Source organism: Opitutaceae bacterium TAV5 (assembly GCA_000242935.3).
Lineage (GTDB): Bacteria > Verrucomicrobiota > Verrucomicrobiia > Opitutales > Opitutaceae > Geminisphaera.
The window spans coordinates 4688603-4714055 of sequence record CP007053.1; the positions used below are offsets into that span (position 1 = coordinate 4688603).

General features: G+C 67.4%; 13 protein-coding genes. 1 reads left to right on the forward strand and 12 read right to left on the reverse strand.

The genetic code is table 11. The annotated features are described in order from the left end of the window. Positions 1-39 precede the first annotated feature (39 nt). From OPIT5_19975 to dnaK, 4 genes are all read right to left on the reverse strand, one after another. On the reverse strand, positions 40-1662 hold the full coding sequence (locus OPIT5_19975) for a Fis family transcriptional regulator (protein ID AHF92186.1): 1623 nt from the start codon (positions 1660-1662) through the stop codon (positions 40-42). 276 nt (positions 1663-1938) lie between these two features. Then, positions 1939-3570 (reverse strand): molecular chaperone GroEL, encoded by a 1632-nt coding sequence (groEL, locus tag OPIT5_19980; GenBank protein ID AHF92187.1) that lies wholly within the window; start codon positions 3568-3570, stop codon positions 1939-1941. A gap of 66 nt (positions 3571-3636) precedes the next feature. Next, positions 3637-3933 carry a molecular chaperone GroES gene (locus OPIT5_19985; GenBank protein ID AHF92188.1) on the reverse strand — a complete coding sequence of 99 codons (297 nt, stop codon included), beginning with the start codon at positions 3931-3933 and terminating at the stop codon, positions 3637-3639. A gap of 119 nt (positions 3934-4052) precedes the next feature. Next, entirely contained in the window at positions 4053-6023 is a 1971-nt protein-coding gene (dnaK, locus tag OPIT5_19990) for a molecular chaperone DnaK (protein AHF92189.1), read from the reverse strand. A gap of 301 nt (positions 6024-6324) precedes the next feature. Here dnaK and OPIT5_19995 point away from each other — a divergent pair, with 301 nt between their 5' ends. Continuing rightward, a complete protein-coding gene (locus OPIT5_19995; GenBank protein ID AHF92190.1) occupies positions 6325-8529 on the forward strand; it encodes a TonB-denpendent receptor in 2205 nt (734 codons plus the stop codon). A 53-nt stretch (positions 8530-8582) separates the two neighbouring features. Here the strand turns inward: OPIT5_19995 and OPIT5_20000 are convergent, their stop codons facing one another. From OPIT5_20000 to OPIT5_20035, 8 genes are all read right to left on the reverse strand, one after another. Further along, positions 8583-9056, reverse strand: coding sequence for a transposase TRm2011 (locus OPIT5_20000; GenBank protein ID AHF92191.1), 474 nt, complete (start codon positions 9054-9056; stop codon positions 8583-8585). After that, positions 9053-9520, reverse strand: a complete 468-nt coding sequence (locus tag OPIT5_20005; protein AHF92192.1) for a transcriptional regulator — start codon at positions 9518-9520, stop codon at positions 9053-9055. Before OPIT5_20005 ends, OPIT5_20000 begins: the two co-directional genes overlap by 4 nt. A gap of 54 nt (positions 9521-9574) precedes the next feature. Then, complete coding sequence (locus OPIT5_20010; protein AHF92193.1) at positions 9575-10477, reverse strand: transglutaminase; 903 nt, start codon at positions 10475-10477, stop codon at positions 9575-9577. A gap of 195 nt (positions 10478-10672) precedes the next feature. After that, positions 10673-13201: a hypothetical protein gene (locus OPIT5_20015; GenBank protein AHF92194.1), complete on the reverse strand. Its 2529-nt coding sequence runs from the start codon at positions 13199-13201 to the stop codon at positions 10673-10675. Between the two features lie 125 nt (positions 13202-13326). Then, positions 13327-16719 carry an IMP dehydrogenase gene (locus OPIT5_20020; protein AHF92195.1) on the reverse strand — a complete coding sequence of 1131 codons (3393 nt, stop codon included), beginning with the start codon at positions 16717-16719 and terminating at the stop codon, positions 13327-13329. A gap of 98 nt (positions 16720-16817) precedes the next feature. Then, entirely contained in the window at positions 16818-18458 is a 1641-nt protein-coding gene (locus tag OPIT5_20025; GenBank protein ID AHF92196.1) for a histidine kinase, read from the reverse strand. Between the two features lie 423 nt (positions 18459-18881). Further along, positions 18882-19496 (reverse strand): glycosyltransferase family 1, encoded by a 615-nt coding sequence (locus OPIT5_20030; protein ID AHF92197.1) that lies wholly within the window; start codon positions 19494-19496, stop codon positions 18882-18884. A 43-nt stretch (positions 19497-19539) separates the two neighbouring features. Then, positions 19540-25425, reverse strand: coding sequence for a phosphohydrolase (locus tag OPIT5_20035; GenBank protein ID AHF92198.1), 5886 nt, complete (start codon positions 25423-25425; stop codon positions 19540-19542). Between the last annotated feature and the right edge of the window lie 28 nt (positions 25426-25453).

Genomic DNA, 25453 nt, shown 5'->3' on the forward strand with positions numbered 1-25453 from the left:
TCCGTGGTTAAAGGAATCCGGTTCGCCCCGTTTTCCCGATCAGGAGGCGGAAAGGTCGGGGTCCTCGCGGAAGCGGCGGGGTTCGATGGCGAGGGTCTTCACGCGCAGGCCCATGGTGCGCTCGGTGATGCCGAGCTGGCGGGCGGCCCTGGCCATGACGCCGCGGCTCGACTTGAGCGCCTCGACGATCATCTCGCGCTCCACGGCATCGAGCGTTTCCTGGAGGGTCTGCGGCGAGGCGGTGCCGGAGGACTCGGCCGTCTGGAGCGTGGGCGGCAGGTGATAGCCGTGAATGACGCCGTCCTGCGCGAGGAGCACGGCGCGCTCGATGATGTTTTCCAGTTCACGCACGTTGCCGGGCCAGTGGTAGGCCATGAGCATGTCGATGGCGGGCGTGGAAATGCGGACCACGCGCTTGCCGTTCTGGCGCGAATATTTTTCCAGAAAATGGTCAGAGAGCTCGAGCAGGTCGCTGCGGCGCTCGCGCAGCGGCGGCACGTAGATGGGGAAGACGTTGATGCGATAATAGAGATCGAGGCGGAATTTTCCCTGTTCGATCATCTCCTCGAGGTTGCGGTTGGTGGCGGTGATGACGCGCACGTCGACCTTGATGGGCTGGGCGCCGCCGACGCGTTCGAAGACGCCTTCCTGGAGCACGCGCAGGAGCTTGGCCTGCGTGGCCATGGAGATCTCGCCGATCTCGTCGAGAAAAAGCGTGCCGGTGTGGGCGAGTTCGAAGCGGCCCTTGCGCAGGGCGAGCGCGCCGGTGAAGGCGCCTTTCTCGTGCCCGAACAGTTCGCTCTCGATGATGCTTTCGGGGAGCGCGGCGCAGTTGACGCGGACGAAGGGGCGGTTCTTGCGCGAGCCGCCTTGCCAGATGGCCTGGGCCACGCGCTCCTTGCCGACGCCGGTCTCGCCGCGGATGAGGACGGTGGTCTTGCTGTCGGCGACCTGGTCCACGTGGAAATAGACCATGCGCATGGCGGAGGATTTGCCGATCATGCCCTCGGGGATGAAGCTGCGCTTGATCTGCTCCTGGAGGCGTTCGTTTTCCTGGCGCAGGGTGTCGAGGCGTTCCTGGGTGATTTGCCGGAAGCGCACGGCGAGGCCGACCTGGCCGGCGACGAGAGCGAGAAAGCGCAGGTCGGTTTCGATAATGGCAGGAGGCGCGGGCGGGCGGATGAAGCTGAGCGCGCCAAGGACTTCCTCGCCGTGCCGGATGGGCACGATCAGCAGGGCGGCCGGGCCGGAGAGGTCGCCGAACCAGGTTTTTTCCCACGGGCTGAAATCGCCGGGTGGCAGGGTGTGGAGGTCGGGGATGCAGCGGGCACCTCCGTCGGCGAGCGCGCGTCCGATGATGCCTTCGCCGACGCGACAGGGAGCCGGGGCGGGCGAGCGGGGCGCCTGTTTGGCGGCGCCGGGTCCGGCTTCGGGATCGAGGGCTTCGATGAGGAGGTTGCCGGTTTCGCGATTGAGGATGGTAAGGAGGCCGCGCCGGAGGTGTTTGGTATCGGCGAGCTTGGCGAACATGCGCCGGGTGGCCTCGTGCAGTTCGCCGCCCTCGCCGAGGGCCTCGACGATTTCATGAAGGAGGTCGAGTTCGCCGACGAGGCGGCATGACGGCGGCTGGAGAGCCCGTCCGCCGGTCGTGTCGGGCGGCATTGCGGAGGCGGCGTTCTCCGCGCAAATCTGGCAGTTGGTCACTGCCGCGAGGCCAGCATGGGATGTGCCACGAGCGGAGCGACGGGAACGGGAGGGCGCAACATGGCAAGGGATGCGGGTTGATTGTCCGGGGATGAGGAGGGCGGACGCAGGGGATGGAAAGGTTTGCCAAAAGGGGAAGCACAAAAAGAGCCGGCGCCCTGGTGGGCGCCGGCTCTGGTGAGCGTTGACCGGGAAGAGGCCGCGGGTGGCCGGCTTCCCGTCTCGGGCGGGAACTCAGTAGTCCATGCCACCGCCGGGGGCGGGGGCGGCCGGGGCCTTCTTGTCTTCCGGAGCGTCGGTGATGATGGCTTCGGTGGTGAGGAGGAGACCGGCGATGGATGCCGCGTTCTGGAGCGCGATGCGGGTGACCTTCGTCGGGTCGACCACGCCGGCTTTCACGAGGTCTTCGTAGGCGCCGGTGGCCACGTTGTAGCCGTTGGAACCCTTGCTGGAGAGCACCTGCTGGACGACGACCGCGCCTTCGAGGCCGGCGTTCGCCACGAGCTGCTTGAGAGGAGACTCGACCGCGCGGCGGATGATGCCGGCGCCGAGCTTCTCGTCGCCTTCGAGCGTCGCGACGACGGCGTCGATGGCCTTGGCGGTGCGCAGGAGGGCGACGCCGCCGCCGGAGACGATGCCTTCCTCGACGGCCGCGCGGGTCGCGTGGAGGGCGTCCTCGACGCGCTGCTTCTTCTCTTTCATTTCGGATTCGGTGGCGGCACCGACGTTGATCACGGCCACGCCGCCGGCGAGCTTGGCGAGGCGCTCCTGGAGCTTCTCGCGGTCGTAGTCGCTGGTGGTCTCGTCGATCTGGCGGCGGAGCTGCTTGACGCGGCCCTGGATGTCGGACGACTTGCCGGCGCCTTCGACGATGGTGGTGTTTTCCTTGTCGATGACGACGCGCTTGACCTTGCCGAGGTCGGCCACGGTGACGTTCTCGAGCTTGATGCCGAGGTCCTCGGTGAGGAGCTTGCCGCCGGTGAGGACGGCGATGTCTTCGAGGATGGCCTTGCGGCGGTCGCCGAAGCCGGGAGCCTTGACGGCGGCCACGTTGAGCACGCCGCGGATCTTGTTCACCACGAGGGCGGCGAGGGCTTCGCCTTCGACGTCTTCAGCGATGATGAGGAGAGGTTTTCCTGTTTTGGAAACCGCCTGCAGGAGAGGAAGGAGCTCGTTGAGGGAGCTGATCTTCTTCTCGTGGATGAGCACGTAGGCGTCTTCGAGGACGGCTTCGAGGCTCTCCTGGTTGGTGGCGAAGTAGGGCGAGAGGTAGCCCTTGTCGAACTGCATGCCTTCGACGACGTCGAGGGTGGTCTCGATGGACTTGGCTTCCTCGACGGTGATGGTGCCGTCCTTGCCGACCTTGTCCATGGCGTCGGCGATGATCTCGCCGATGGTGGTGTCCCAGTTGGCGGAGACGGTGGCGACCTGGCGGATCTCCTCGCGGGCGTTGACCTTTTTGGAGGCCTTGGCGAGATCGGCGACGGCGGCCTCGACGGCCTTGTCGATACCGCGCTTGAGGTAGATCGGGTTGGCGCCGGCGGTGACGTGCTTGAGGCCTTCCTTGTAGACGGCCTCGGCGAGCACGGTGGCGGTGGTGGTGCCGTCGCCGGCGGAGTCGTTGGTCTTGGAAGCGACTTCCTTCACGAGCTGGGCGCCGATGTTTTCGTAGGGATCGGGCAGCTCGACTTCCTTGGCGACGGTCACGCCGTCCTTGGTGACGGCGGGCGAGCCGAATTTCTTGTCGATGACGACATTGCGACCCTTGGGACCAAGGGTGACCTTGACGGCGCGGGCGAGGACTTCGACACCACGGAGGATTTTCTGACGGGCGGCCTCATCGAAGAGGAGTTGTTTGGCGGCCATATGTATGTATTTGGAATTTGGAAGTTAGAATTTGGTAGTTGGTTATCGGACTGACGGACGGCGTGCTCAGGCGATGACGCCGAGGATGTCGTCTTCGCGGACGATGGTGAATTTCTCGTTCTCGATCTTCACTTCGGTGCCGCCGTATTTGCTGATGAGAACCTTGTCGCCGACCTTCACTTCGAAGGCGACGGCTTTGCCGTTCTCGTCTTTCTTGCCGGTGCCGATGGCGATGACCTCGGCCTCCTGGGGCTTTTCCTTGGCGGAGTCCGGGATGATGATGCCACCGCGGACTTGTTCTTTCTCTTCGATGTGCTTCACGAGGACGCGATCACCGATGGGCTTGATTTTGACTTTGGCCATATATGGTTGTTGTTCGGGTTTGGTCTGACGGAGTTTGTTTCTTGTATCGGTTTTTCAACGACGCCAGCCGCGTGTCGGAGGATATCCGGCGGTGCGGCTGGCGAAAGGGGGAGAAAGGGTCAGCTCTTGTCGTCCTTCTTCTCGTCCACGACTTCGAAATCGGCGTCGACGACGTCGGCCTTTTTTTCGGTCTTGCCCGAGGCGTCGGCACCGGGAGCGCCGCCGGCGGCGTCGGCTCCGGGGAAGCCGCCCGGGAAGGGCGAACCGCCACCGGCCGCGCCGGCGGCCTGGCTGGCCTGGGCGTAGAACTCGGCGCCGGTTTTCTGGAGGTTTTCCAGGGCGGCCTTGATCTGCGCGTCGTCATTGGACTCGAGCGCCTTGCGGGCTTCGGCGAGGGCGCCTTCGACCTTGGTCTTGACGTCGGCGGGGAGCTTGTCGCCGCCGTCCTTGAGTGCCTTGTCGAGGGAGAAGACGGCGCCGTCGAGTTCGTTGCGCGTCTTGACGGCTTCGGCGCGGTTCTTGTCTTCGGCGGCGTGCGCCTCGGCGTCTTTCGTCATGCGCTCGACTTCTTCCTTGGAGAGGCCGGAGGAGCCCTGGATGGTGATCTTCTGTTCCTTGCCGGTGCCGTTGTCCTTGGCGGTGACGTGGAGGATGCCGTTGGCATCGATGTCGAAAGTGACCTCGATCTGCGGTGTGCCGCGGGGAGCGGGCGGGATGCCGTCGAGCTTGAAGGTGCCGAGCACCTTGTTGTCGCGGGACATGGGGCGCTCGCCCTGGGTGACGACGATCTCGACCGAGGGCTGGTTGTCGGCGGCGGTGGAGAAGCGCTCGGTTTTCTTGTGCGGGATGGTGGTGTTGCGCGCGATCATCGGCGTGGCCACGCCGCCCATGGTCTCGATGGCGAGGGTGAGCGGGGTGACGTCGAGGAGGAGCACGTCGCGCACGTCGCCCTTGAGCACGCCGCCCTGGACGGCCGCGCCGATGGCGACGACTTCGTCGGGGTTGACGCCCTGGTGGGGGGTCTTGCCGGCGAGCTGGCGGGCGATGTCGACGACCTTGGGCATGCGGGTCATGCCGCCGACGAGCACGAGTTCGTCGATCTTTTCGGCGGTGAGGCCGGCGTCGCGGACGCAGTTCTTGAAGGGCGTGAAGCAGCGTTCGAAGAGGCTGTCGCAGATCTGCTCCATCTTCGCGCGGCTGAGGCTGATGTTGAGATGCTTGGGGCCGGAGGCGTCGGCGGTGATGAAGGGGAGGTTGATGTCGTAGCTCTGCGCGGAGGAGAGGGCGATCTTGGCCTTCTCGGCTTCTTCCTTGAGGCGCTGGAGGGCCATCGGGTCGTTGCGCAGGTCGATGCCGTTTTCTTTTTTAAAGGTCTCGACGAGCCAGTTGATGAGGTACTCGTCCCAGTTGTCGCCGCCGAGCCGGGTGTCGCCGTTGGTGGCCTTGACCTCGAACACGCCGTCGCCGATTTCGAGGACGGAGACGTCGAAGGTGCCGCCGCCGAGGTCGAAGACGGCGATTTTTTCGTCCTTCTTCTTGTCGAGGCCGTAGGCGAGGGAGGCGGCGGTGGGTTCGTTGATGATGCGCTTGACCTCGAGGCCGGCAATCTGTCCGGCGTCCTTGGTGGCCTGCCGCTGGGCGTCGTTGAAGTAGGCCGGCACGGTGATGACGGCCTGGGTGATTTTCTCACCGAGATACGCCTCGGCATCGGCCTTCAGCTTGCCAAGGACGAACGCGGAAATCTGTTGCGGGGCGAATTGCTCCACCTTGTCGCCGACCTGGGCTTCGATCCAGGCGTCGCCGTTCTTGCCTTCGACGACCTTGAAGGGGAGGTTTTTGGCCTCGTCGCGCACTTCGGCGAATTTGCGTCCGATGAGGCGCTTGGCCGAGAAGATGGTGTTCTTGGGGTTGGTGACCGCCTGGCGCTTGGCGGCCTGGCCGACGAGGCGTTCACCGCTCTTGGTGAAGGCGACGACGGAAGGAGTGGTGCGGGCGCCTTCCGCATTGGGGATAACCACGGGCTCGCCGCCTTCCATGACTGCCATGCAGGAGTTGGTGGTGCCAAGATCGATGCCGAGGATTTTGCTCATAAGATGATGACAGGACAAGAGCAATGCCCGGGCCAGACGCGATGCCGGGTATTGCTACTCGCTCATTTTCAGCCGTTAGAAAATTAAGAACAGGGGTGAAGACGAAATTCTGCGGGAGGCGGGAGACGCAAATCTGGCACATTTTGGCGCAGGTTGTGCCAGCGGGAAGCAGGCATGGGGACGGGGCTGGCACAGGCCGCGGCGGCTTCCGCGGGCACGCCGTACCGGCCCTGACCTGCCCCGGCCGTTTGACTCCCGTGCCTTGCCCGCCCTCCTTGGACCGCAAATCCACCGCCAGGGCATGAACTACCGACGCAGATTCCAGGAGATGGCGGCCCCCGCGGGCCTTGCCTTCTCTGTCCTCACCGCGCCCCTGGCTGCCGCTACCTCCACCTCCGCGCCGGACGCCGCATCCGGCGCTCGGGCCGGGTCCTTGCCGCTCCTGCTCGCTCCGCTCGTCGTCACCGCCTCCCGCGCTCCGCAACCGGCCGGCACGCTCGCCGTGGCGGCGGATGTCCTGTCTGCCGACGACTTGCGCGCTTCCCCTTCGCTCGCGATCGACGATGCCCTGCGGAGCATCCCCGCCTTCAGTCTCTTTCGCCGGTCGGGCAGCCTCACGGCCAACCCCACCGCGCAAGGGGTCTCGCTCCGTGGACTCGGCCCCAGCGGCGCCAGCCGTTCGCTCGTTTTGCTCGACGGCGTGCCGCTCAACGATCCCTTCGGCGGCTGGGTCGCCTGGACCAAAGTCCCCCGCCTTTCGCTCTCCGCCATCGAGATCGTGCGCGGTGGCGGCTCCGGCGCCTGGGGGAACGCCGCCCTCGGCGGCACCGTGCAGCTTCTCACGGATGCGCCCGGGGCGACGGCCGCCTCCGCCGGCCCTCCCGGCCCGCCGGCCGCCCGCGCCGTGATCGAGGCCGCGGGGGGAGATTTCTCGACCTTTGGCGGGGAGCTCCTCTTCACCGGCACGGCGGGCGCCTCCGTCGCCGGCGCCGCCGACAACCGCTTCCTTTCGCTCCGTTCCGTTTCCCTCGATGCCGCCGCCTTCACGACCGGCGGCGTCTATCTGGTGCGCCATCCCGGGAGCATCGACCGTCCCGCCGACCTCGACTATCAGCGCGCCCAGGCCTCGGTCCGCACGACGCTGGCCGGGTCCGCGGATCTCGTCGTCACAGCGCGGGCCTACGCCGAGGATCGCGGCAACGGCACCCCGCTCCAGCGCAACGCCTCGCACGAAACCTTCCTCGCGGCCACGCTCACCAACCGGCCCGCGGCCGGAGCCGTTGCCACCGGCGGGCAACCCGATTACAGCCTTTCCCTCTATTTCCAGAAGCAGTCCTTCGAGAGCTTCTTTTCCTCGGTCAGCGCCGCCCGCACGACCGAGACGCCTGCCAGCGACCAGTACGACGTGCCCGCCACCGCCGCCGGCGCCGCGTTCACCGCCACGTGGGGCGGGCCGGAGGACGACACCCGTTTCACGGCGGGCGCGGACCTCCGCTACGTGGAAGGGGAGACGCGCGAGGATTACCTCTACTCCGCTCCGCTCGGCGATTTCACGCGGCGGCGTTTCGCCGGAGGCGAACAGGTTTTTGCCGGCGGCTTCGTGCGCTATGAATACCGGTTTGCCCCGCGCTGGCGCGGTTCGCTCGGCGCCCGCGTCGACTACTGGACCAACCGCGACGGCCATCGCCGCGAGTGGGACACCACCGCGCCCGCGTCCGCGCCGCTCCGCGACGACCGTTACTCCGCCGCGGACGGCGTCGAGTTCAGCCCCGACGCCGGGCTCGTCTGGCAGGCCGCGCAACACCTCCGCGTCCGCGGCTCCGTTTACCAGGCGTTTCGCGTGCCCACGCTCAACGAATATTACCGCCCCTTTCGCGTCGGCCCCGTCACCACGGAGGCCAACCCGGAGCTTTCACCGGAAACGCTCACCGGCGGCGAACTCGGCCTCGATCTCGGCGACGAGCGGGCCGGCGCCGCGCTCACGCTTTTTGTCAACGAACTCGAGGACGCCGTCACCAACGTCACCGTCGCGCCCGACACCCGCCAGCGGCGCAACCTCGACCGCGTCCGCGTGCAAGGCCTGGAAGCCTCGGTTCACGCCCGCCCGCATCCCTCGCTGTATCTGCGAGCCGGATACCTCTTCAGCGACGCCCGCGTGACCGACCCCGGCGCGGGAGCCGCCGAGCTCGACGGCAAGCGGCTCGCCCAGGTGCCCCGGCATACGCTGTCCGCCTCGCTGCGCTGGACGGCTCCGGGCGCTCTCGAGGTCAATGCCCGCCTGCGCTGGTTCAGCGACCAGTACGAGGACGACGAGAACACCCTCCGCCTGGCCGCCGCCACCGTCTTCGACCTCGGCCTCTCGCGCCGTTTCGGCCGCGACCTGGAGGTTTTTGTGGCGGTGGAAAATCTTTTCGACACCGAGGTCCAGACCGGCCGCACCGCCGCCGGCGTGGTCAGCGTCGGCCCGCCCCGGCAGGCCCGCGCCGGGGTGCGCTGGAACTGGTGATTCTGTCGTTCCGGTCCGTCGGGCCGCCGGGCTTCGTAACCGTTTAGAGCATATTAAATAAAACTGTAACCGCATGCGGCGAACCAGCCAAGTGCGTCTTGGGGAGTGACGGAGCGTAACGCGGAGGCGACAGCCTTGAGGAGGTCGGGGTGATTACGCGCCTGAGCCTTGCGAAGGAGGGCCTTCACCTTGCTCCACATCATCTCGATGGGGTTGAGGTCGGGGGAGTAGGCGGGAAGGAAGCGGACCTGGGCGCCGACCTGTTCGATCAGGGCGAGGGTGTGTTCGTTTTTATGGGAGCCGAGGTTGTCCATGACGACGATGTCGCCTGGACGCAGCGAGGGGACCAGCACCTCGCGCACGTAGGCCTGGAAGACCTCGGTGTTGGTTGCTCCCTTGATGGTCATGCACGCGGTGGTGCCGTCCAGCCGCACCGAGGAAATCATCGTGGTGGTGTTCCAGTGGCCGTGTGGGGCGTGGCAGACCAGCCGTTTTCCTTTGGGCGAGCGGCCCCGCAAACGCGTCATGTTCGTCTTGGCCGCCGACTCGTCGATAAAGACAAGCCGGGCCGGATCGAACGCGCCCTGGCCGCGTTTCCATCCGCGACGCGCCTTGGCAATATCCGGGCGGTTTTGCTCGGCCGCATGGAGCGTCTTTTTTTATATGTCAGTCCCAGCTTCGCGAGCACCTGATGGATCGCCGGAATCGTGCAGACCAGATCGAGGCGCTCCTTGATCTCGGCCAAGGTCAGGTCCGGATGCCTCGCCACCAACGCCTTCAGCTCCTGGCCGCGTTCAGGCAACAACCGCGCCTTCCTTCCGGAAAACCGGTGCCTGGCTTCGATCTGCCCTGTCCTGCGCCTTTGCATCAACAGCTTCTTGACCATCCCCAACGACACCCGGAAACGCTTCGCTACCTCCTCCTGCGTCCACTCTCCCTCATCGTAGGTCTCCACTATCCGGCGCCTCAAATCCAAAGAAATGCTTTTCATCCCGAAAAATTGAACCATCTATTCCAAAATAGATACAGTTTTATTTAAAATGCTCTAGCGTCCCGGGGTCGGGAGGGGCGCGTCTTCGGGCTCCACGGTGACCTCGACCTTGAGGGCGTGGGTGCCGGCGCCGCTGAAGACGCCGCGCGTGGGCGTAATGTCGGCGTAGTCGCGGCCGCGGGCGACGGTGATGTGGCCGTTGCCGGCAAACATCCGGTTGGTCGGATCGTAATCCACCCAGCCCATGCCGGGCACGTGGACCGATACCCAGGCGTGCATCGCATCGACGCCGAGCAGGCGCGGCGAACCGGGCGGCGGCTTCGTCAGGAGGTAGCCGCTCACGTAGGCGGCGGCGAGCCCGTGCTGACGCAGGCAGCTGAGGAACAGGTGCGCGAAATCCTGGCATACGCCGCGCCGGTTGTGCAGCACGCGGGCGAGCGGGGTCGAGACGGTCGTTACCTTGGAGTCGAAGGTGTAGTCGCGGCCGAAGTTTTCGCCGAGCGCGGCCAGCCAGGTGAGGACGGGCGTCTCCGCATCATCGAGGCCGGCGGCGAGCGCGGCGGCCTCGGGCAGGAAGGGCACCAGCGCGGTGGGGTGCCGGTACTGTTCGAGCAGAAACTCCCCGTGGCGGATGGCCCCGGTCGTTTGCCGGGCGGCGAGCGCCGGAGGCGGCGTGAGATCGAAGGCGAGGGCGGGCGGCTCGTTGCGCTCGACGTGGCTGACGGCGTGGATGACGAGTTCCGTGTGCGGCTCGCTGAGACTGAAGAGCTGCATCCGGTTGCCGAAAAAATCCTCGCGCGTGGCGATGTCGGCCGGCTGCGGAGTGACGGTGAGGCGGTAGTCGAGGCACTTCTGGGCGGCGCTGTCGCGCGGTTGCAGGCGCAGCAACTGCCACGCCGTGGCCACGGCGGCGGGATGCGTCCAGGTAGTGGTGTGAGTGATACGGTAGCGCGGCATGGTCAGGGTTTTAACCACTAATGGACACTGATGCACACTAATGGATGGCATGTCGGAGCGGCGGAGTCCCCGCCGCCGGACGCGCGCCAGCGCGCCTTCCGATCCTGCGGGACGGTCGTCCCGTCCGGCGGCGGGGACGCCGCCGCTCCAATGCTCTGGAGGTCTTTATTAGTGTCCATCAGTGTCCATTAGTGGTTAAAGAGAATCCGGTTTTGATTCAGCCATCTCCGCCTCGTCGCGCGGGGTGGCGTGGGAGAAGTAGATCCGGGTCACGCGGTTGCCCAGCTCCCGGTTGATCGCGGCGAGGTCGTCCCAGAAGGGCGCGGCGGTGGCGAAATCCGCGGCGAAGCGCGCGGTGTCGGCGAGGCGCACGATGCTCAGGTAATAGAGCGCCCGGTTGCGCAGTTGCTCGACGGCGCGGGGCGCGGGATGGTCGGGCAGGGCGGCGAGGCTTTGCACCGCCAGGTCGGCCTGGTAGTGCAGGCCGCGGGTGTTCTCGCGTTCGGAGACGAGCCATTGCAGGACCGTCTCCGGATGAAACGCGCCGTGGTGCATCGAGCGGTAGGCGAACAGGCAGTCGGCAAGGTACAGCGCCGTCTGCAGGCGGAATTCCGAGGGCGCGGAGCCGGCGGTCTCGCCGAGCAGGAATTGCAGCACGGAGAGGATTTGCAGGCTGCGCTCGACGCGGCGGCCCAGGTCGAGGAAATGCCAGGCGGTGTTGCGCGGCAGGTTCTCGGCGAGGATGCCGTCGAGCGCCGCCAGTTGCCCGCGCAGGCCGGCGAGGGCGGGCGGGGCGGCATGGCGCGATTCGCGCAGGCGGCGGGTCATCTGCCAGGCTTCGGGCGGCAGGCGCGGCTTGACGGATTCCAGATTGCGGCCGAGCCGCTCGAGGTTGGCGCCGAGGCTGCCGGGCTGCTTCGGATCGGCGGCGATGCGCCGGACAAAGGCGGCGTTTTTTTCGACGGTGGTTTCGTCCGGAGGAGGCACGAGCAGGAGATGGCAAAGGAGCCGCACGGCATCGTCGATCACGGCGGTGTCGAGCGTGGCGATCTCGTCGCGCAGGAGCGGCTCGAGCTTGCCGAGCAGGCGGGCGAGCTGCCCGGTGCGTTCGAGGTAGCGGCCGAGCCAGAAAAGGTCGTCGGCCAGCCGGCTGGGCGTGGCGTGCGCCTCGCGTTGCACGACGGGAGGCGCGCTCCCGGGCGCGGTCACGACGACGGTGGAGGCGGAGGGGACGCCGAGCTCGCGCAACACCCAGATATCCTTGGCGACGGAGCCGGTTTGCAGCGAGACGATGGCGTCCTCGCCGACCGGGTTGCACCGGGCGAGGCCGCCGGGCATGACCTGGTAATCGCCGTCGTGCCAGGCGAGGTAGATGCGCGCGATGAACGGCATTGCCATCAGCCGGCCGGTGGCGGGCGCGAGGCCGGGCGTGGTGCCGAGCAGCACGCGTTCCTGTCCGCACCAGGCCTGGGGATGCTGCCGGATTTCGCGGGCCAGCGTGTCGCGGCCGGCTTCGCTGAGGTGCGGACCGTAGCGGAGGGGAGGAACGCCGGGAGAGGGAAACGCGGGCTTGATGACGAGGTTGTGCAGGTTTTCCAGCACATAGCGGCGCGCGTCGTCGTGGCCGCACCACCAGGTGGCGACGCTGGGCAGGCGTAGTTTTTCTCCCAGGACGTGGCGGCAGAGCGGGGCGAGAAAGGCGAGCAGGGCGTTGGTTTCGAGCGCGCGGCCGCCGGGGAGATTGGCGATGGCGACGCGGCGGGAGTGCGCGGCCTCGACCAGGCCCGGCACGCCGAGCAGCGACTGGTTGTTGAGCTCCAGAGGATCGCAGAAATCGGAATCGACGCGCCGCACGATCACATCGACCCGGCGCAGGCCGCCGACCGTGCGCAGGTAAACCCGCCGGTCGCGGGTGGTGAGGTCGGCGCCCTCGACCAGCGGGTAGCCGAGATAGCGGGCGAGGTAGGCGTGTTCGAAATACGTTTCGTTGGCCGGGCCGGGCGTGAGAAACACGACGTGCGGATCACTCCCGTCGCGGCCGCGGGGGTCGAGTTGTTCCAGAGACCGGCGGAAGTCGTGGAAAAAGCGGTGGAGCCGCGTGACGGGCGCGCGCTGGAAAACGCCGGGCAGCACCTGGCGGTTGATCATCCGGTTTTGCAGCGAGTAGCCGAGGCCGGAGGGCGCGTCGAGCCGGTCCTCGATCACCCACCAGCGGCCGTCGGGCGAGCGGGCGATGTCGGCGGCGAGGGTGTGGAGAAACGGTTCGCCCCCGCTCCGGCCGAGCCCGGCGCAGGCGCGCAGGTAATGCGGGTTGGCCATGGCGAGCGAGGCCGGGAGGAGGCCGCTGCGCAGCAGGTCCTGCGCACCGTAAAGATCGTTGAGCAGGGCGTTGTAGAGGCGGGCGCGCTGCCGGAGTCCGTCAGTGATCAGGCTCCAGTCGCCGGCGCCGAGCAGCAGGGGCACGGGATCGAGGGGCCAGACGTGGGCGGTGGATTCGTCGCCGGCGTACACGTTCATGGTCACGTCCTGTTCGAGCACGGCGCGCCGGCAGCTTTCGGCGGCGGCGCGGATGGCATCCTGCGGGTCGGGGCCGAGGTGCCGGAAAAACTCGGCCCACGCCGGACGCAGCGCGCCGTCGGGCGCGCGGCATTCGTCGAAATGGCCGGGGCGTTCCCGGTAGTCGGCGAGGAAATCGGTGGCAGGTGTATCGGCAGGTGTGTTCATCCGGCGGGAGGTTTGATGGCCGCAAGGAGGCACAATGGTGAAGGGCAAATTGCGAATGACAAATGACGAACGACGAATGAAAGGCGGATCGGCCCCCCGTCATTCGTCATTTGTCATTCGCAATTTCAGACCGGCTCCGGCTGGCGCAGGTCGAGCGTGAACGGCATGCCGGGCGCCGGATCGCGGAGGAGGCTGATCGGCTCGGTGCCGGGGGTGTGGCCGGAGGTGAAAAAGCGGGCGAGGCGGCGGCTTTCCGCTTCGAAGGAATTGACCGGCAGGGTGTCGTAATTGCGCCCGCCGGGATGCGCGACGTGGCAGGTGCAGCCGCCGAGCGAGCGGCGGTTCCAGGTGTCCACGAGGTCGAAGACGAGCGGCGCATGCACGCCGATCGTCGGCTGGAGGCAGTTGGGCGGCTGCCAGGCGCGGTAACGCACGCCGGCCACGCCTTCGCCGTTGACGCCGGTGGGATGCAGCGGGAGGCGGCGTCCGTTGACCGCGAGGGCGAAGCGGTCGCCGGCGAGGCCGCGGACCTTGACCTGGAGGCGCTCCAGCGAACTGTCCACGTAGCGTACGGTGCCGCCCGCGCCGGCTTCCTCGCCGAGCACGTGCCAGGGTTCGAGCGCGGTGCGCAGCTCGACCTGCACGTCGCGCTGCGCGAACTCGCCGATGCGCGGGAAACGGAATTCGAAGTGCGGGGCGAACCACGACGGCTCGAACGGATAACCGGCCTCGCGCAGGTCGCGCAGCACGTCGTTGAAATCCGTCTCGCAGAAGTGCGGGAGCATCCAGCGGTCGTGGATGTCGGTGCCCCAGGCCACGAGCCGGTTGCGGTACGGTTCGCGCCAGAACTTGCTGACGAGGCCGCGCAGGAGCAGGTGCTGGGTGAGGCTCATGCGGGCGTGCGGCGGCATCTCGAAGGCGCGCATCTCGACGAGGCCGAGCCGGCCGGCGGGGCCGTCGGGCGAGTAGAGTTTGTCGATGCTGAACTCGGCGCGGTGGGTGTTGCCCGTGGCGTCGGTCAGCAGGTTGCGGAAGAGCCGGTCCACGAGCCAGGGCGCGGTGTTGCCCGCGGCCCGTTGCCGGTCCATCTCGGCAAAGGCGATCTGCAGTTCGTAGAGGCTGTCGTTGCGGGCCTCGTCCACGCGCGGAGCCTGCGAGGTGGGCCCGATGAAGAGGCCGGAAAACAGGTAGCTGAGCGACGGGTGGTTTTGCCAGTAGGTGAGGAGCGAGCGCAGCAGGTCGGGCCGGCGCAGGACGGGAGAGTCGAGGGGCGTGTCGCCGCCGAGGATGATGTGGTTGCCGCCGCCGGTGCCGGTGTGGCGGCCGTCGATCATGAACTTCTCCGTGCCGAGGCGCGTCTGCCGGGCTTCTTCGTAGAGCGTCGTGGTGCGCTCGACGAGCTGGGTCCAGGTGCGGCTCGGGTGGAGGTTGACCTCGATGACGCCGGGGTCGGGTGTGACGGAGAGTTTTTCGAGACGCGGGTCGCGGGGCGGCGGATCGCCCTCGATGATGACGGGCATGCCCGTTTCGGTGACGGCGGCCTCGATGGCGGCGACGAGATCGAGGTAATCCTCGGCGCGCGCCACCGGCGGCATGAAGACATGCAGGCGGCCGTCGCGCGGCTGCACGCAGAGGGCGGTGCGGATGACGTTCGCGGCGCTTTCGCCCTCGCGCGGGCGGCGGTCGGGATCGTCCGGGAGCTGGGGGCGCAGCCCGGGCCCCTGCGCGGCGGGCGGGGTGTCCCGGCCGCGAACAAAGGGCTGGCCGGGGAGGCCGGCACCGGCGCGTTCGGGCGGGGGCGGAGCTCCGTAGGGAAATGTCCTCGGCAGCGCGGGCAGGGGCTGCGAAAGATCGCGCGGCGGCTCGTGCGGATAATCCTCGTCGGCCACCCAGGGGATCGAATCGAGCGGCAGGCGCAGACCCATGGGAGAATCGCCCGGGATGAGCCAGAGCGTCTCGTCGTCGCGGAGAAACCAGGAGCCGGAAATCCAGACGGCGCGGTCGCCTTGCGTGACGCGCCGGACCGGCAGCGCGTAACCGGTCACCTCGCCGAGTTCTTTCTGGAAAATGCGGGCGATGCGTTCGCGCTCCTGTTTGTTTTTCAGGCGGGAATCGGCGGCGGAGACGTTGGTCGGCAGCCGCCGTTCCTTCCACGTGTAATAAAAAACATCCTCGTAGGCGGGCAGCAGGTGTTTGGGGTCGAGGCCGGCGATCCGGGCGATGCGCAGGGCGAGTTCCCGGGCCTCGCGCGGGCCGTATCCGTAATCGTGTGACTCGTCGGCGATCAGCGCATCGTTTTTCCAGACCGGCACGCCGTCCTTGCGCCAGAAGGCGGAGAGCGCCCAGCGCGGCAGCGGCTCGCCGGGGTACCATTTGCCCTGGCCGTAGTGCAGCAGGGCGCCGGGGGCGAACTGGTGGCGGAGGCGCTTGACGAGTTCGCCGGAGAGCACGCGTTTCTCGTGCGAGACGGCGGTGAAATTCCACTCGGGGCCGTCGGGATCGTCGATCGACACGAACGTGGGCTCGCCGCCCATGGTGAGGCGGATGTCGCCGGTTTCGAGATCGGCGTCGATCCGGTGGCCGAGCCGGTCGATGGCGGCCCATTGCTCCTCGGTGTAAGGCTGCGTGACGCGGGGCGATTCGTAGATGCGGCGCACCGACATTTCGTGGCCGAACCCGACTTCACATTTTTCGAGCACTCCGGTGATGGGCGCGGCCCAGGACGGTTCGGGCGAGCAGGCGAGGGGGAGGTGGCCCTCGCCGGCGAGCAGGCCGGACGTGGGATCGAGCCCGATCCAGCCGGCGCCGGGCAGAAAAACCTCGCACCACGCGTGCAGGTCGGTGAAGTCCTGTTCGGCGCCAGAGGGGCCGTCGAGGGATTTCACGTCGGCCTTGAGCTGTATCAGATAACCGGACACGAAACGCGCGGCGAGGCCGGCGTGGCGCAGCGTCTGCACCAGCAGCCAGGCGGAGTCGCGGCACGAGCCGCTGGCCTTCGTGAGGGTTTCCTCGGGCGTTTGCACGCCCGGCTCCATGCGGATGATGTAGCGGATGTCGTGCGAGAGCTTTTGGTTGAGCGCGACGAGGAAGTTGATCGAGACTTGCGGGGTGAGGTCGAGCGAGCGGACCAGCGCCTCGAGCCGGGGCGTCAGCGGGTCGGTGCGCAGGTAGGGCGCGAGTTCGGCGGCGAGCGCCGGTTCATAGGCGAAGGGAAACTTTTCGGCGTAAGGTTCGAGAAAGAAGTCGAACGGGTTGTAAACCGACATCTCGGCCACGAGATCGACGGTGACGACGAATTTGGTGGTCTTTTCGGGAAAGACGACGCGCGCCAGGTAATTGGTGAACGGGTCCTGCTGCCAGTTGATGAAGTGGCCTTCGGGCTCGATTTTCAGCGAGTACGAGAGGACGGGAGTCCGGCAATGCGGGGCGGGCCGGAGGCGTATGACCTGGGGGCCGAGTTTGATCGGGCGGTCGTAGGCGTAGGCTGTCCGGTGGTGGAGAGCAACGTGGATGGGCATAGGATGGCTGACTCGGGGATCCTATAGCAGAAGGCGGGCCGAGTCAGGGGCGCGGGGCAAAAAGGGAGCCGGAAGCCGGGTTTTTGCCGTTCTGGCGGTCAGGCGACGGCCGGTGGCCGGTCCGGCAGGTCGAGGATGATCCGGGTGCCGGCGCCCGCGGCCGACTCGACTTTCAGGGTGGCGCCGATCAGCAGGGCGCGTTCCTGCATCACCCGCAGCCCGAGGTGCGGGCGATCGCGCCTTTCCCCCGCGGCCGGGTTGAAGCCCTTGCCGTTGTCCTCCACGCAAAACCGCAGCCGGCCCGGCTTCGCGGCGCGCGAGACGGTGACGGTGATCAGGGGAGCGCGTCCGTGCTGCACGGCGTTGCCGATGGCCTCCTGCACCAGCCGGAAAAGGTGTTCGCGCACGGCGAGGGGCAACCGGTCGGCCTCGCCGCCGGTCTCGTCGGAAAAGAGCACGTCGTTGCCGGTGCGGGTTTCCACCTGCCGGCAATGATCGTCGAGCACGTTGGCGAAGGCGCTGTGCTCGAGCATCTCGGGCCTCAGTCCGGCGACCGTGCGGCGCAGGTCGCGCAGCCCGTCGGCGATGTCGCCGGCCAACGCTTGCAGTTCGGGTCTGGCGGACAGGGCCGGCTGCCTCGCCATGGCCAGTTGCAGGCGCATGAGCGAACCGGCCATCGTCTGGCTGACGCCGTCGTGCAGGTCCGAGGCGAGCCGGCGGCGCTCGGCTTCCTGGGCGTTCAGCATCCGGGCCGATACGTCGTGGAGCGCCTGTTCGGCCCGCCAGTGATCGTGGAAGCCGCCCGCGAGGATGAGCGTGACGCCGGTGAGGTTGACGATGAGCGTGTTGAACTCGAGCAGCCACCGCTCGCCGGACACAGCGGACCCTCCGCCGGAAAAGTGAAGTTGCACGACGATGGCGGTGAGCGTCATGGCCACGTTGGCGATGATAACTCCCCCGACTCCGCAGCGCACCACCATGAGGAAGCCGATCATGGCGACCAGCGCCCAGCTTTCGACCTGCGTCAGCCCGGTCAGCGTCGGCTGCGCCGAGTGCAGGCTCATCACCGCCAGGCCGGCGGGGATGAGCAGCGCCAGCTCCAGGGGACGGCGGATGGTTTCCCGGAACGAAGGGTACGCGACGAGCAGCAGGAAGGGGGCGACGATCAGGAAGCCGTTGAACTCTCCCAGGCACCACCGGACGTAACCGCTCCAGAAGCTCGCTCCCCCGGCCTGCGCGCAGGAGAGGAAATAGCAGACCGGCAGCGAGACGAGGAGCGTCGGCACCAGCGCGCCTGCCGACAGCAGGATGGCGAAAAACCGCGCGCCGGGAGTCCAGGGTTTCGATGCCGGCCAGAACCACCGCACCAGCAGGCACGCCAGCGCGGCCTGCACCGTCTCGTCGAGCGCGTGGATCGGGGCGTGCCATGACGGTCGCCAGATAAAAAATACAACGAGACTGCCGACAAAAATGCCCGCGGCGTTGCGGATGCCCCAGGCCAGCAGCATGACCAGCAACACGCCCGAAGCCGGCCAGAAGAGCAGGCCCGGCGGGGAGTGCTCCACCCGGGCCAGCATGTGCGCAAACACCAGGGAGCAACCGACGGCCAGGGCGGTCAGGAGAGCGACGACAAACTGGCGCTTCCAGCCGGGCGCCGGCAGTTGCCTCCATTGCCCGGAAAAGAGGGGGGCGGGGAGGCTCGGGAGCCGGAAAACGTGGTGGCAGAAGGTCCTGTTCATCGTGCGGACCTATCCTCTCACGGGCCGGCTCTTCCGTGATAGTCAGGTAACTACCTGATACTTCCCCGACACGCCGTTCATGCGAAATCCGTGGCGGCGCCAGGCGAATACTTTTCCGGTGTTTATTTTCTTCTATAAATAAACAGCTTATGTTGTTGAAGCATGTGCGGGGCGACACCCGCAGCGTCCGCGCGGACCGCGCGGGCGGGAGTAAGGAAGAGTGTGTACCGCCTGCCTCTGCAGGTTTCCCGGCGTCATCCCGGACCGGGAATGGCAAAGGCCGGGGAAGCGGTGCTTCTCCCGGCCTTTTCATCGGATCGCAGCTTGGGGATGCGGGACTAAAAACTGGCAGTTCCCCCAAAAAACAACCTGTAGGGCGCACTTCACATGCGCCCCTTGTTCAAAACCGGATGATAACGGGTATCAGGCCCGGCGGCGGAACCGGCGGGCGGCGAACGCGGCCATCAGCACGCCGGCGCCGGCAAGGGCGACGGTGGTCGCCGGTTCCGGGATCGGAGCGGTCGAGAGTTCGAGGTGATCGAACGTGAAGCCGAATTCGGGCGCGGCGTCGAAGTCGTTCACGACAAAACCCCAGTAAGCGATCTGCGTCGCATCGAGGCCGGTGAAATCGAGCGAGACGCTCACGGTCGTCGCTCCGTCGGCGAAGAGAGACAGGTCGAACGCCGCGACGAGCGAGGCGTCGCCGTTGATGTCCTCGGCGCGGAAGAAAAGCTGGTCCGTCCCGTTGGTGAGGGAGGCGAAACCGGTCAGCGAGAGCGTGACGTAGCCGGACCAGTCCTGCGGGCCGGAGGCGAGTTCCTGGATGAAGCCGTTGCCGGCGGCGCCGCTCGGCGTGCCGCTGCCGAAGTCGCCGATGGTGAAATCCGTCGCCCCGGAGAGGGCGGTGGCTTCGGACCAGGGCCCGTCGAAGGCCTCGGTGTAATAGCCGGCCGTGAAGCCGGAGAAATCACTCACGAGGAGCGTTTCGGCGCTGGCGCAGGTGGCGCCGAGCGTGAGGAGGAGAAGGAGGCGTTTCATGATATGTGGTGTGTGTCTTGTTTTTCTGAAGGTTTCCGGTTGTTCACCAGGTTCTGGTTTGTGTGAGCACATCGCTGCCGGTCTCGCCGGTGGCGGCGGGACGGACGATGTAAACGGGTCGGCCGGGCGTGAGCAGCCGGGTGTTGTCCTGGACGGCGCTCGCGCCCTGACGGCGCCAGTTGGCTCCGTCGTGGTAGTAGGTGATCCACGCGCCGGCGTTCCAGAGACGGACGTGGTCGCCGGCCGTCGGGCTGGCGGGATTGCTCGCCCAGGCGGGCAGCAGCGTTTGCAGCGGCAGTTCGGCGAACGTGCGCGGCACGGGCAGCAGCGAAACGTAGGACGTGCCGTTGCGGGCCACCTCGACGGCGGCGTCGGTGGAGGAAACCTCGCCGAAGGTCACGAGGTTGAGCGCGGCCTGGCGGCGGAGGATGTGCCAGGCCTGATCCGGACGCACGAGGGTGTTGTCCGCCCCGGAACCGTCTTCGGCGCGCCAGTGGCTGCCGTCGTGCCAGAAGGTTTCCGCGGTGTCGCCGTTCCAGAGGCGCAGGCGGTCGGCAGTGGTCGCGGTGCCCGAGAGCAGCGTGCCGGCCGGGAAGAGCGTGCCGAGGGTGTCGGCCGGGAACAGTTGCCAGGTGTCCACGCCGGGCGCGATGCCGAGCGCGGTCAGATCGACGCCGCCGGTCACGAGGGTGAGCTGCGAGGCGGTGTTCTGTCCGGCGACTGTCGTATCCACAGGGAAGATACGTCCGGCGGCGGCGCCGCTGGTGATCGTCACGAACCAGGGCACGGCGGGCTGCGAGAGCTGGCCGGGAGTCCAGCCGGCGTCCGTGCTTTCCAGCGTCGTGGCGGTCACCGCGGTGATGAAGCCGGCGAAGCGGCCGTCGATGCCGTCGGGCGCGCCGCGCAGGGGGAACCCGGCGGCGGTTTCCTGGCCGCGGGCGAGCGCCTGGGTCAGCCGGCCGGAGGGCGTGGTGAAGAACTCGCCGCCGGAGCCGCTGACGCGGAGGCGCAGGTAACGGTTGGGCGACGTGGTGTCGTCGTCGGTCACCGTGACGGCCGAGCCGGCGCTGCCGGGGTTGGTGGCGAGATCCGTCCAGGTGAGCAGATCGTTGCTGGCCTGCACCGTGTAGGTGAGGTCGGCGCGCTGGCGGGCAAACGTGACGGCGAGGCGTCCCGAGTCGGCATTCGTCACCGGGCGGCTGGCGCGGTCGGGCGTGGCCGGATCGGAGTCGAACGCGTATTCGAGGAAGTTGACCGTGCCGTCGCCGTCGGCGTCGTCGGCGAAGCCGCGCAGCGTCGAGTCTTCGGGCAGGTGCTCGTCGAGCCAGGCGGTCACCGGGTCCACCACGTTGAGGTTGATGGCGGTGGTGGCGGTCTGGTCGTCGTTGTCGGTGGCGACGGCGACGATGACATGGCTGCCGGGTTCCGCGTTGGTCCAGGCATAGGTCCAGGGCGCGGAGGTGGCGGTGTGGAGGAGCGTGGTGCCGTCGAAGAATTCGACCTTGGCGACGGTGCCGTCGGCATCGGTGGCGTCGGCTTCCAGCGTGATCTCCGCCGGGGAGACGAAGGACGCGTTGTTGGCCGGGTTGATGATGCGGATGACGGGAGGCTCGGGCAGCGCCTGTGTCGAGAAGCCGCGGACCGGGCTGGCGATGGTGGTGGAGCCGTCGGAGACTTCCACGTACCACTCGTAGCGGGTGCCGGGCCGGAGGTCTTCCCACGGGATGGTCACGGTGTCGCCGGGGGCGATGCCGGTCCGGGTGGCGATTTCCTCGTAGTTGCCGAGACCTGACGAGAGGTCGATGTCGAGCGTGAACCGGCTGCTGTCGCCGGTGCGGTACTGGCCGAGCACGGGCGAATACGTCTCCACGCTGAGCGTGTTGTTCGCGGGCGAGAAGTGCAGGATGCGCAGCCAGCCGTTGCCGCCGTTGGTGTCGCTCTGGTAGTCGGCGAGGATGGAGTGGACCGTGCGGCCGCCCCAGGTGTCGGCGCGGCGCCCTTCGCCGTGGATGTGGCCTCCGTGCATGAGCATGAGGTTGGGATTGTTCTTGAGCGCGTTGTAGATGGCCTGGCCGAGCGTGCTGAAGCTGGCCGGGTTGCCGGTGTTGACCATGTGGTGGGTGACGATGATGGCGCGGCGGTCGGGATAGGCCTTCAGCAGGCTGTCGGCCCAGTCGAGATCTTCCTGGTCGGGAGTGGTGTCGTATTCGAGGCTCACGACGATGAAGTCGAGGCCGCTGGCGCTGAAGAGCGTGTAGTTGTCATCGGCGTTTTCGGGGATGCGCGTGCCACCGTAGTAGGATTTTCCTTCGAAGTGGTTGACACCGGTCTCCGGATGCACGCCGAAGTATTGGTTGAAGTAGTACGTGGTGCCGTCGGCGGAGCCGTTCGGATACTGGTCGTGGTTGCCGACCGCGACGCTGTAGGACAGGCCCTCTTCGAGGAGCGTGGTGGCGGGGTCCTCGAGGCGGTAGAGCGCGTTGGAGGCGGCCACCCATTGCTGGGGGACGCTGTCGCCGTCGTCGGTGATGTCGCCGAGATGGAGGACAAACCGGATGTTGAGCGCGTCGAGCTCGCTGACGATCCAGTCGGTCTGTTCGGAGAACATCGCGGGCGTGCCGCCGTTCTTGCCGCCCGAGTAGTACTGGGTGTCGGGCAGGGCGATGACGGTGAAGTCGGGGCCCGGCCGGGCGGGACCGGCGGGGCGGCCGTAGACTTTCACGGTGAGCGAGGAGGAGTCCGCGTCGCCGACGCTGACCCGGAGGTCGGCGCGATTGGCGAGGCCGGCGGCGGCATCGTCGGGCGAGACGAGCGTGACGGTGGGCGGCACGTCGTTGCTGAGCGGGGCGCTGGCGGCGAAGCTCGCGCCGCCGGTGAGCGTGCCGGTGGCGCCGGAGCCGGCGGAGTTGGCGAGGGTGCCGGCGGAGGCCTCGTCCGTCATGGCCCAGCGGGCGACGAGACCGTCGGCCGAGGGCACCTCGTTGTTCATGGTGCTGCGGATTTCGTCGAGGGTGCGGGCGTGGTTCCAGATGCGCGTCTCGTCGAGGAAGCCGTGGAAGAAGCCTTGCGGCACGCCGGTGGAGTTGAGCGCGGAGCCGAGGGCGGCGTGCTGGATGCTGTTGGAGGCGACAGGCTGGCCGACGAAGAGTTCGGCATCGAGGTGGCCGTCGAGATAGATTCTCCAGGTGGTGCCGTCGTAGCTGACGGCGACGTGGTGCCAGGCGTCGTCGGTGACGGGCGTGCCGCCGATGACGGGGTGGTTGAGGCCGGGCGAGGAGCCGCCGGGGCCTTCCTCGAAGTCGGCGGCGATGACGCCGTCGGAGGTGCGCAGGCCGATCAGGTAGTTGCAGTTGAGCGTGTCGTTGTCGTTTTCGCCGCGGCCTTTGGAAATGAGGGGGACGACGGTGACGCCGCCGCTGCCCGAACTCGCGCCGCTGCCGGCGCCGACGCGGCGGAACCACGTCTCGACCGTGAAGGTGGCGAGCTTGAGCGCGGGAGCGTCGCCGAAGGTGACGTAGTCGTCGATGCCGTCGAAATAGAGCGCGCCGGAACCGGCGGCGGGCACGAGGCTGACGTCGACGGTGGCGACGGAGGTGGCGCCGATGTCGTCCGTGGCGCGGGCGCTGAGTGTGTGTGCACCGTAGCCCTCGGCGGTCCAGGCGAGCGTCCAGGGCGCGGACGTGGTCTCGCCGATTTTCGTGCTGTTGTCATAAAACTCGACCTTGGTGACGGTGCCGTCGGCATCGGTGGCCTCGGCGACGAGTTCGACGGTCGAGCCGGAGACGAGAACGGCGCCGGATGACGGGCTGGTCAGCGAGACGGCCGGGAGGTCGTTGTGGCCGAGATCGGTGACGCCGGTGGTCCAGCTCGGGCCGTTGACCAGCGTGCCGGTGATGGCGCCGGCGGAGGTGCTGGTGAGCGTGCCGCCTTCTTCCTTGTCCATGCTCCAGCGGCCGACGAGGCCGGAGGCGTCGACGACGGCGTAGTTCATGGTGCCGCGGATCTCGTCCTGGGTGCGGGCGTGGTTCCAGATGCGCACCTCGTCCATGACGCCGGCGAAGAAACCGGCGGGGACGCCGGAGGTATCCATGGCGGAGCCGATGCCGGAATGCTGGATGCTGTCGTAGCGGGGGATCTGGCCGTTGGCGGAGGCGACGGCCTCGAGTTCGCCATTGAGGTAGAGGCGCCAGTCGCTGCCATCGAAGGTGACGGCGGCGTGCTGCCAGACGCCTTGCTGCACGGCGGTGCGGCCGGTGACGGGGTGGTTGAGTCCGGTCGCGTAGTCCTCGAAGTCGGCGGCGAGGGCGCGGGTGCTGCCGTCGATGCCGAGGAAGTAGTTGCAGTTATTGACGGTATCGTCGTCCTGGCCGCGGCCCTTGGTGATGAGGGGGACGGCGGTGACGCCGCCGCTGCCGGTGCCCGCGGTCTGGCCCGCGCCGAGCGGCAGGAACCAGCACTCGAGGGTGAAGGTCCGGAGGCCGAGCTCGGGGTTGTTGCCGAAGGTGACGTAGTCGTCGGTGCCGTCGAAGAAGAGGCCGTTTTCCTCGCCGGGCGCGAGGCGCACCTCGAGGGTCACGGTATCGGAGGTGGACACGGAGCCGGTGCTGTCGATCACGCGGGCGGTGACGCGGTGAACGCCGAGCGCCGCGTCGGACCATGCAAATGTCCAGGGAGCGGAGGTGGCCGTGCCGATCAGCGTGTTGCCTTCGCGAAACTCGACGCGCGCGATCGGGGCATTGACGGGATCGGCGCTGGAGGCGTCGGCTTGCAGGGTGATGGTGGCGCCGGGAGCAAACGTCGCGCCATCGGCGGGCGAGGTGAGGGTGACTTCAGGCGGAAGCGGCGCGGGCGTGGTGGAGAGAAAAGCGAAGCTGAAGGCGTCGTTCGCGGCGTCCAGGTTCTGGCGACCGGGGATGTTGACTTCGCCGCTGATGTCGCGGCTCTCGATGATCCAGTGACCGGCGGCGCCGTCCCATTGGGCGGTGAGCGTGTTGTCGACATTGGTGCCGACTCCGCCCTCGGGGCTGACGAGGAGGACGCCGGTGGCGCCGGTGTGCCCGGGGATGGAAAGGAACCACTGGCCGGTGGGTCCCTTGACCACGGAAAAATTGCCGGCGGCGAGGTCGGTGGAGGCGTCGCCGTTGACGCGGCCGAGTGCGACGACCGGGCTGTTGCCCACGGCCGTCACGGGGACGTAGACAAAGCAGAACGGATCCTGTTCGTAGCCGCTGCTGTCGACGCCGTTGTCGTGGACGTAGACGCGGAAGGTGCCGTCGGGATTGGCCTTGGACAGGGCGTAGTTGTCCTCGTTTTTGGCGCCGGCGACGAGCAGGACGCCGAGGCTGGACGAGCCGCCGAGGTCAACGAGATCGACGTCGAACTGGCCGTTGCGGTTGTCGATGACCTGCGTGCCGAGTTCGATCCCGGGCGAGGCATGGACGCTGGTGATCGGTCCGCCGTTGGCGCTGTTGTAAAACGTGCCGCCGAGCCATTCGTTGTAGGGGAAGAAGCCGGCGGAAAAATTGACGTTGACCTCGTCGCCCTGGGCGGCGCGGAAAACGGCGACGTAGTATTTGGTGTCGCTTGCGCGGGGAGCCGCGGCGCTGGTGGCGACAAACTCGCCGAACGCATCGCCGAAGGCGGAATTGTTCCGCGTGTTTTCCGTGACGGTCGGAATGAGCACGCCGGTGGCGACGTCGTTGGCATGGCCAAAATCGACGTAATAGTCGCCGCGGGAGCTTCCCGCGGTGACGGTGGCGAAACCGGGCGAACTGCCGGCCTCGACAGTCATGGTGATCGAACTCGCCGTGTTGGCGGCGTCGTTCTGGGTCACGGTTACGTTGCCGAATATCGCGGTCGCAGGAGCCGCGGTCAGGGTGCATGCTCCGGGGAGCAGCGCCAGCAGGAATCTGAGGAGATGTCGTTTCATGGCAGGAAAAAAGGGAAAGCCGATGCGT

Bases quoted from the DNA above. Each gene is read 5' to 3' on its own strand.
- OPIT5_20000 (AHF92191.1), bottom strand. From the start codon at position 9,056: ATGACGCGTTTGCGGGGCCGCTCGCCCAAAGGAAAACGGCTGGTCTGC.
- OPIT5_19975 (AHF92186.1), bottom strand. From the start codon at position 1,662: ATGCCGCCCGACACGACCGGCGGACGGGCTCTCCAGCCGCCGTCATGC.
- OPIT5_20020 (AHF92195.1), bottom strand. From the start codon at position 16,719: ATGCCCATCCACGTTGCTCTCCACCACCGGACAGCCTACGCCTACGAC.
- OPIT5_20025 (AHF92196.1), bottom strand. From the start codon at position 18,458: ATGAACAGGACCTTCTGCCACCACGTTTTCCGGCTCCCGAGCCTCCCC.
- OPIT5_20035 (AHF92198.1), bottom strand. From the start codon at position 25,425: ATGAAACGACATCTCCTCAGATTCCTGCTGGCGCTGCTCCCCGGAGCA.
- OPIT5_20015 (AHF92194.1), bottom strand. From the start codon at position 13,201: ATGAACACACCTGCCGATACACCTGCCACCGATTTCCTCGCCGACTAC.
- OPIT5_19995 (AHF92190.1), top strand. From the start codon at position 6,325: ATGAACTACCGACGCAGATTCCAGGAGATGGCGGCCCCCGCGGGCCTT.
- OPIT5_20010 (AHF92193.1), bottom strand. From the start codon at position 10,477: ATGCCGCGCTACCGTATCACTCACACCACTACCTGGACGCATCCCGCC.
- OPIT5_20030 (AHF92197.1), bottom strand. From the start codon at position 19,496: ATGAAACGCCTCCTTCTCCTCCTCACGCTCGGCGCCACCTGCGCCAGC.
- groEL (AHF92187.1), bottom strand. From the start codon at position 3,570: ATGGCCGCCAAACAACTCCTCTTCGATGAGGCCGCCCGTCAGAAAATC.
- OPIT5_19985 (AHF92188.1), bottom strand. From the start codon at position 3,933: ATGGCCAAAGTCAAAATCAAGCCCATCGGTGATCGCGTCCTCGTGAAG.
- OPIT5_20005 (AHF92192.1), bottom strand. From the start codon at position 9,520: ATGAAAAGCATTTCTTTGGATTTGAGGCGCCGGATAGTGGAGACCTAC.
- dnaK (AHF92189.1), bottom strand. From the start codon at position 6,023: ATGAGCAAAATCCTCGGCATCGATCTTGGCACCACCAACTCCTGCATG.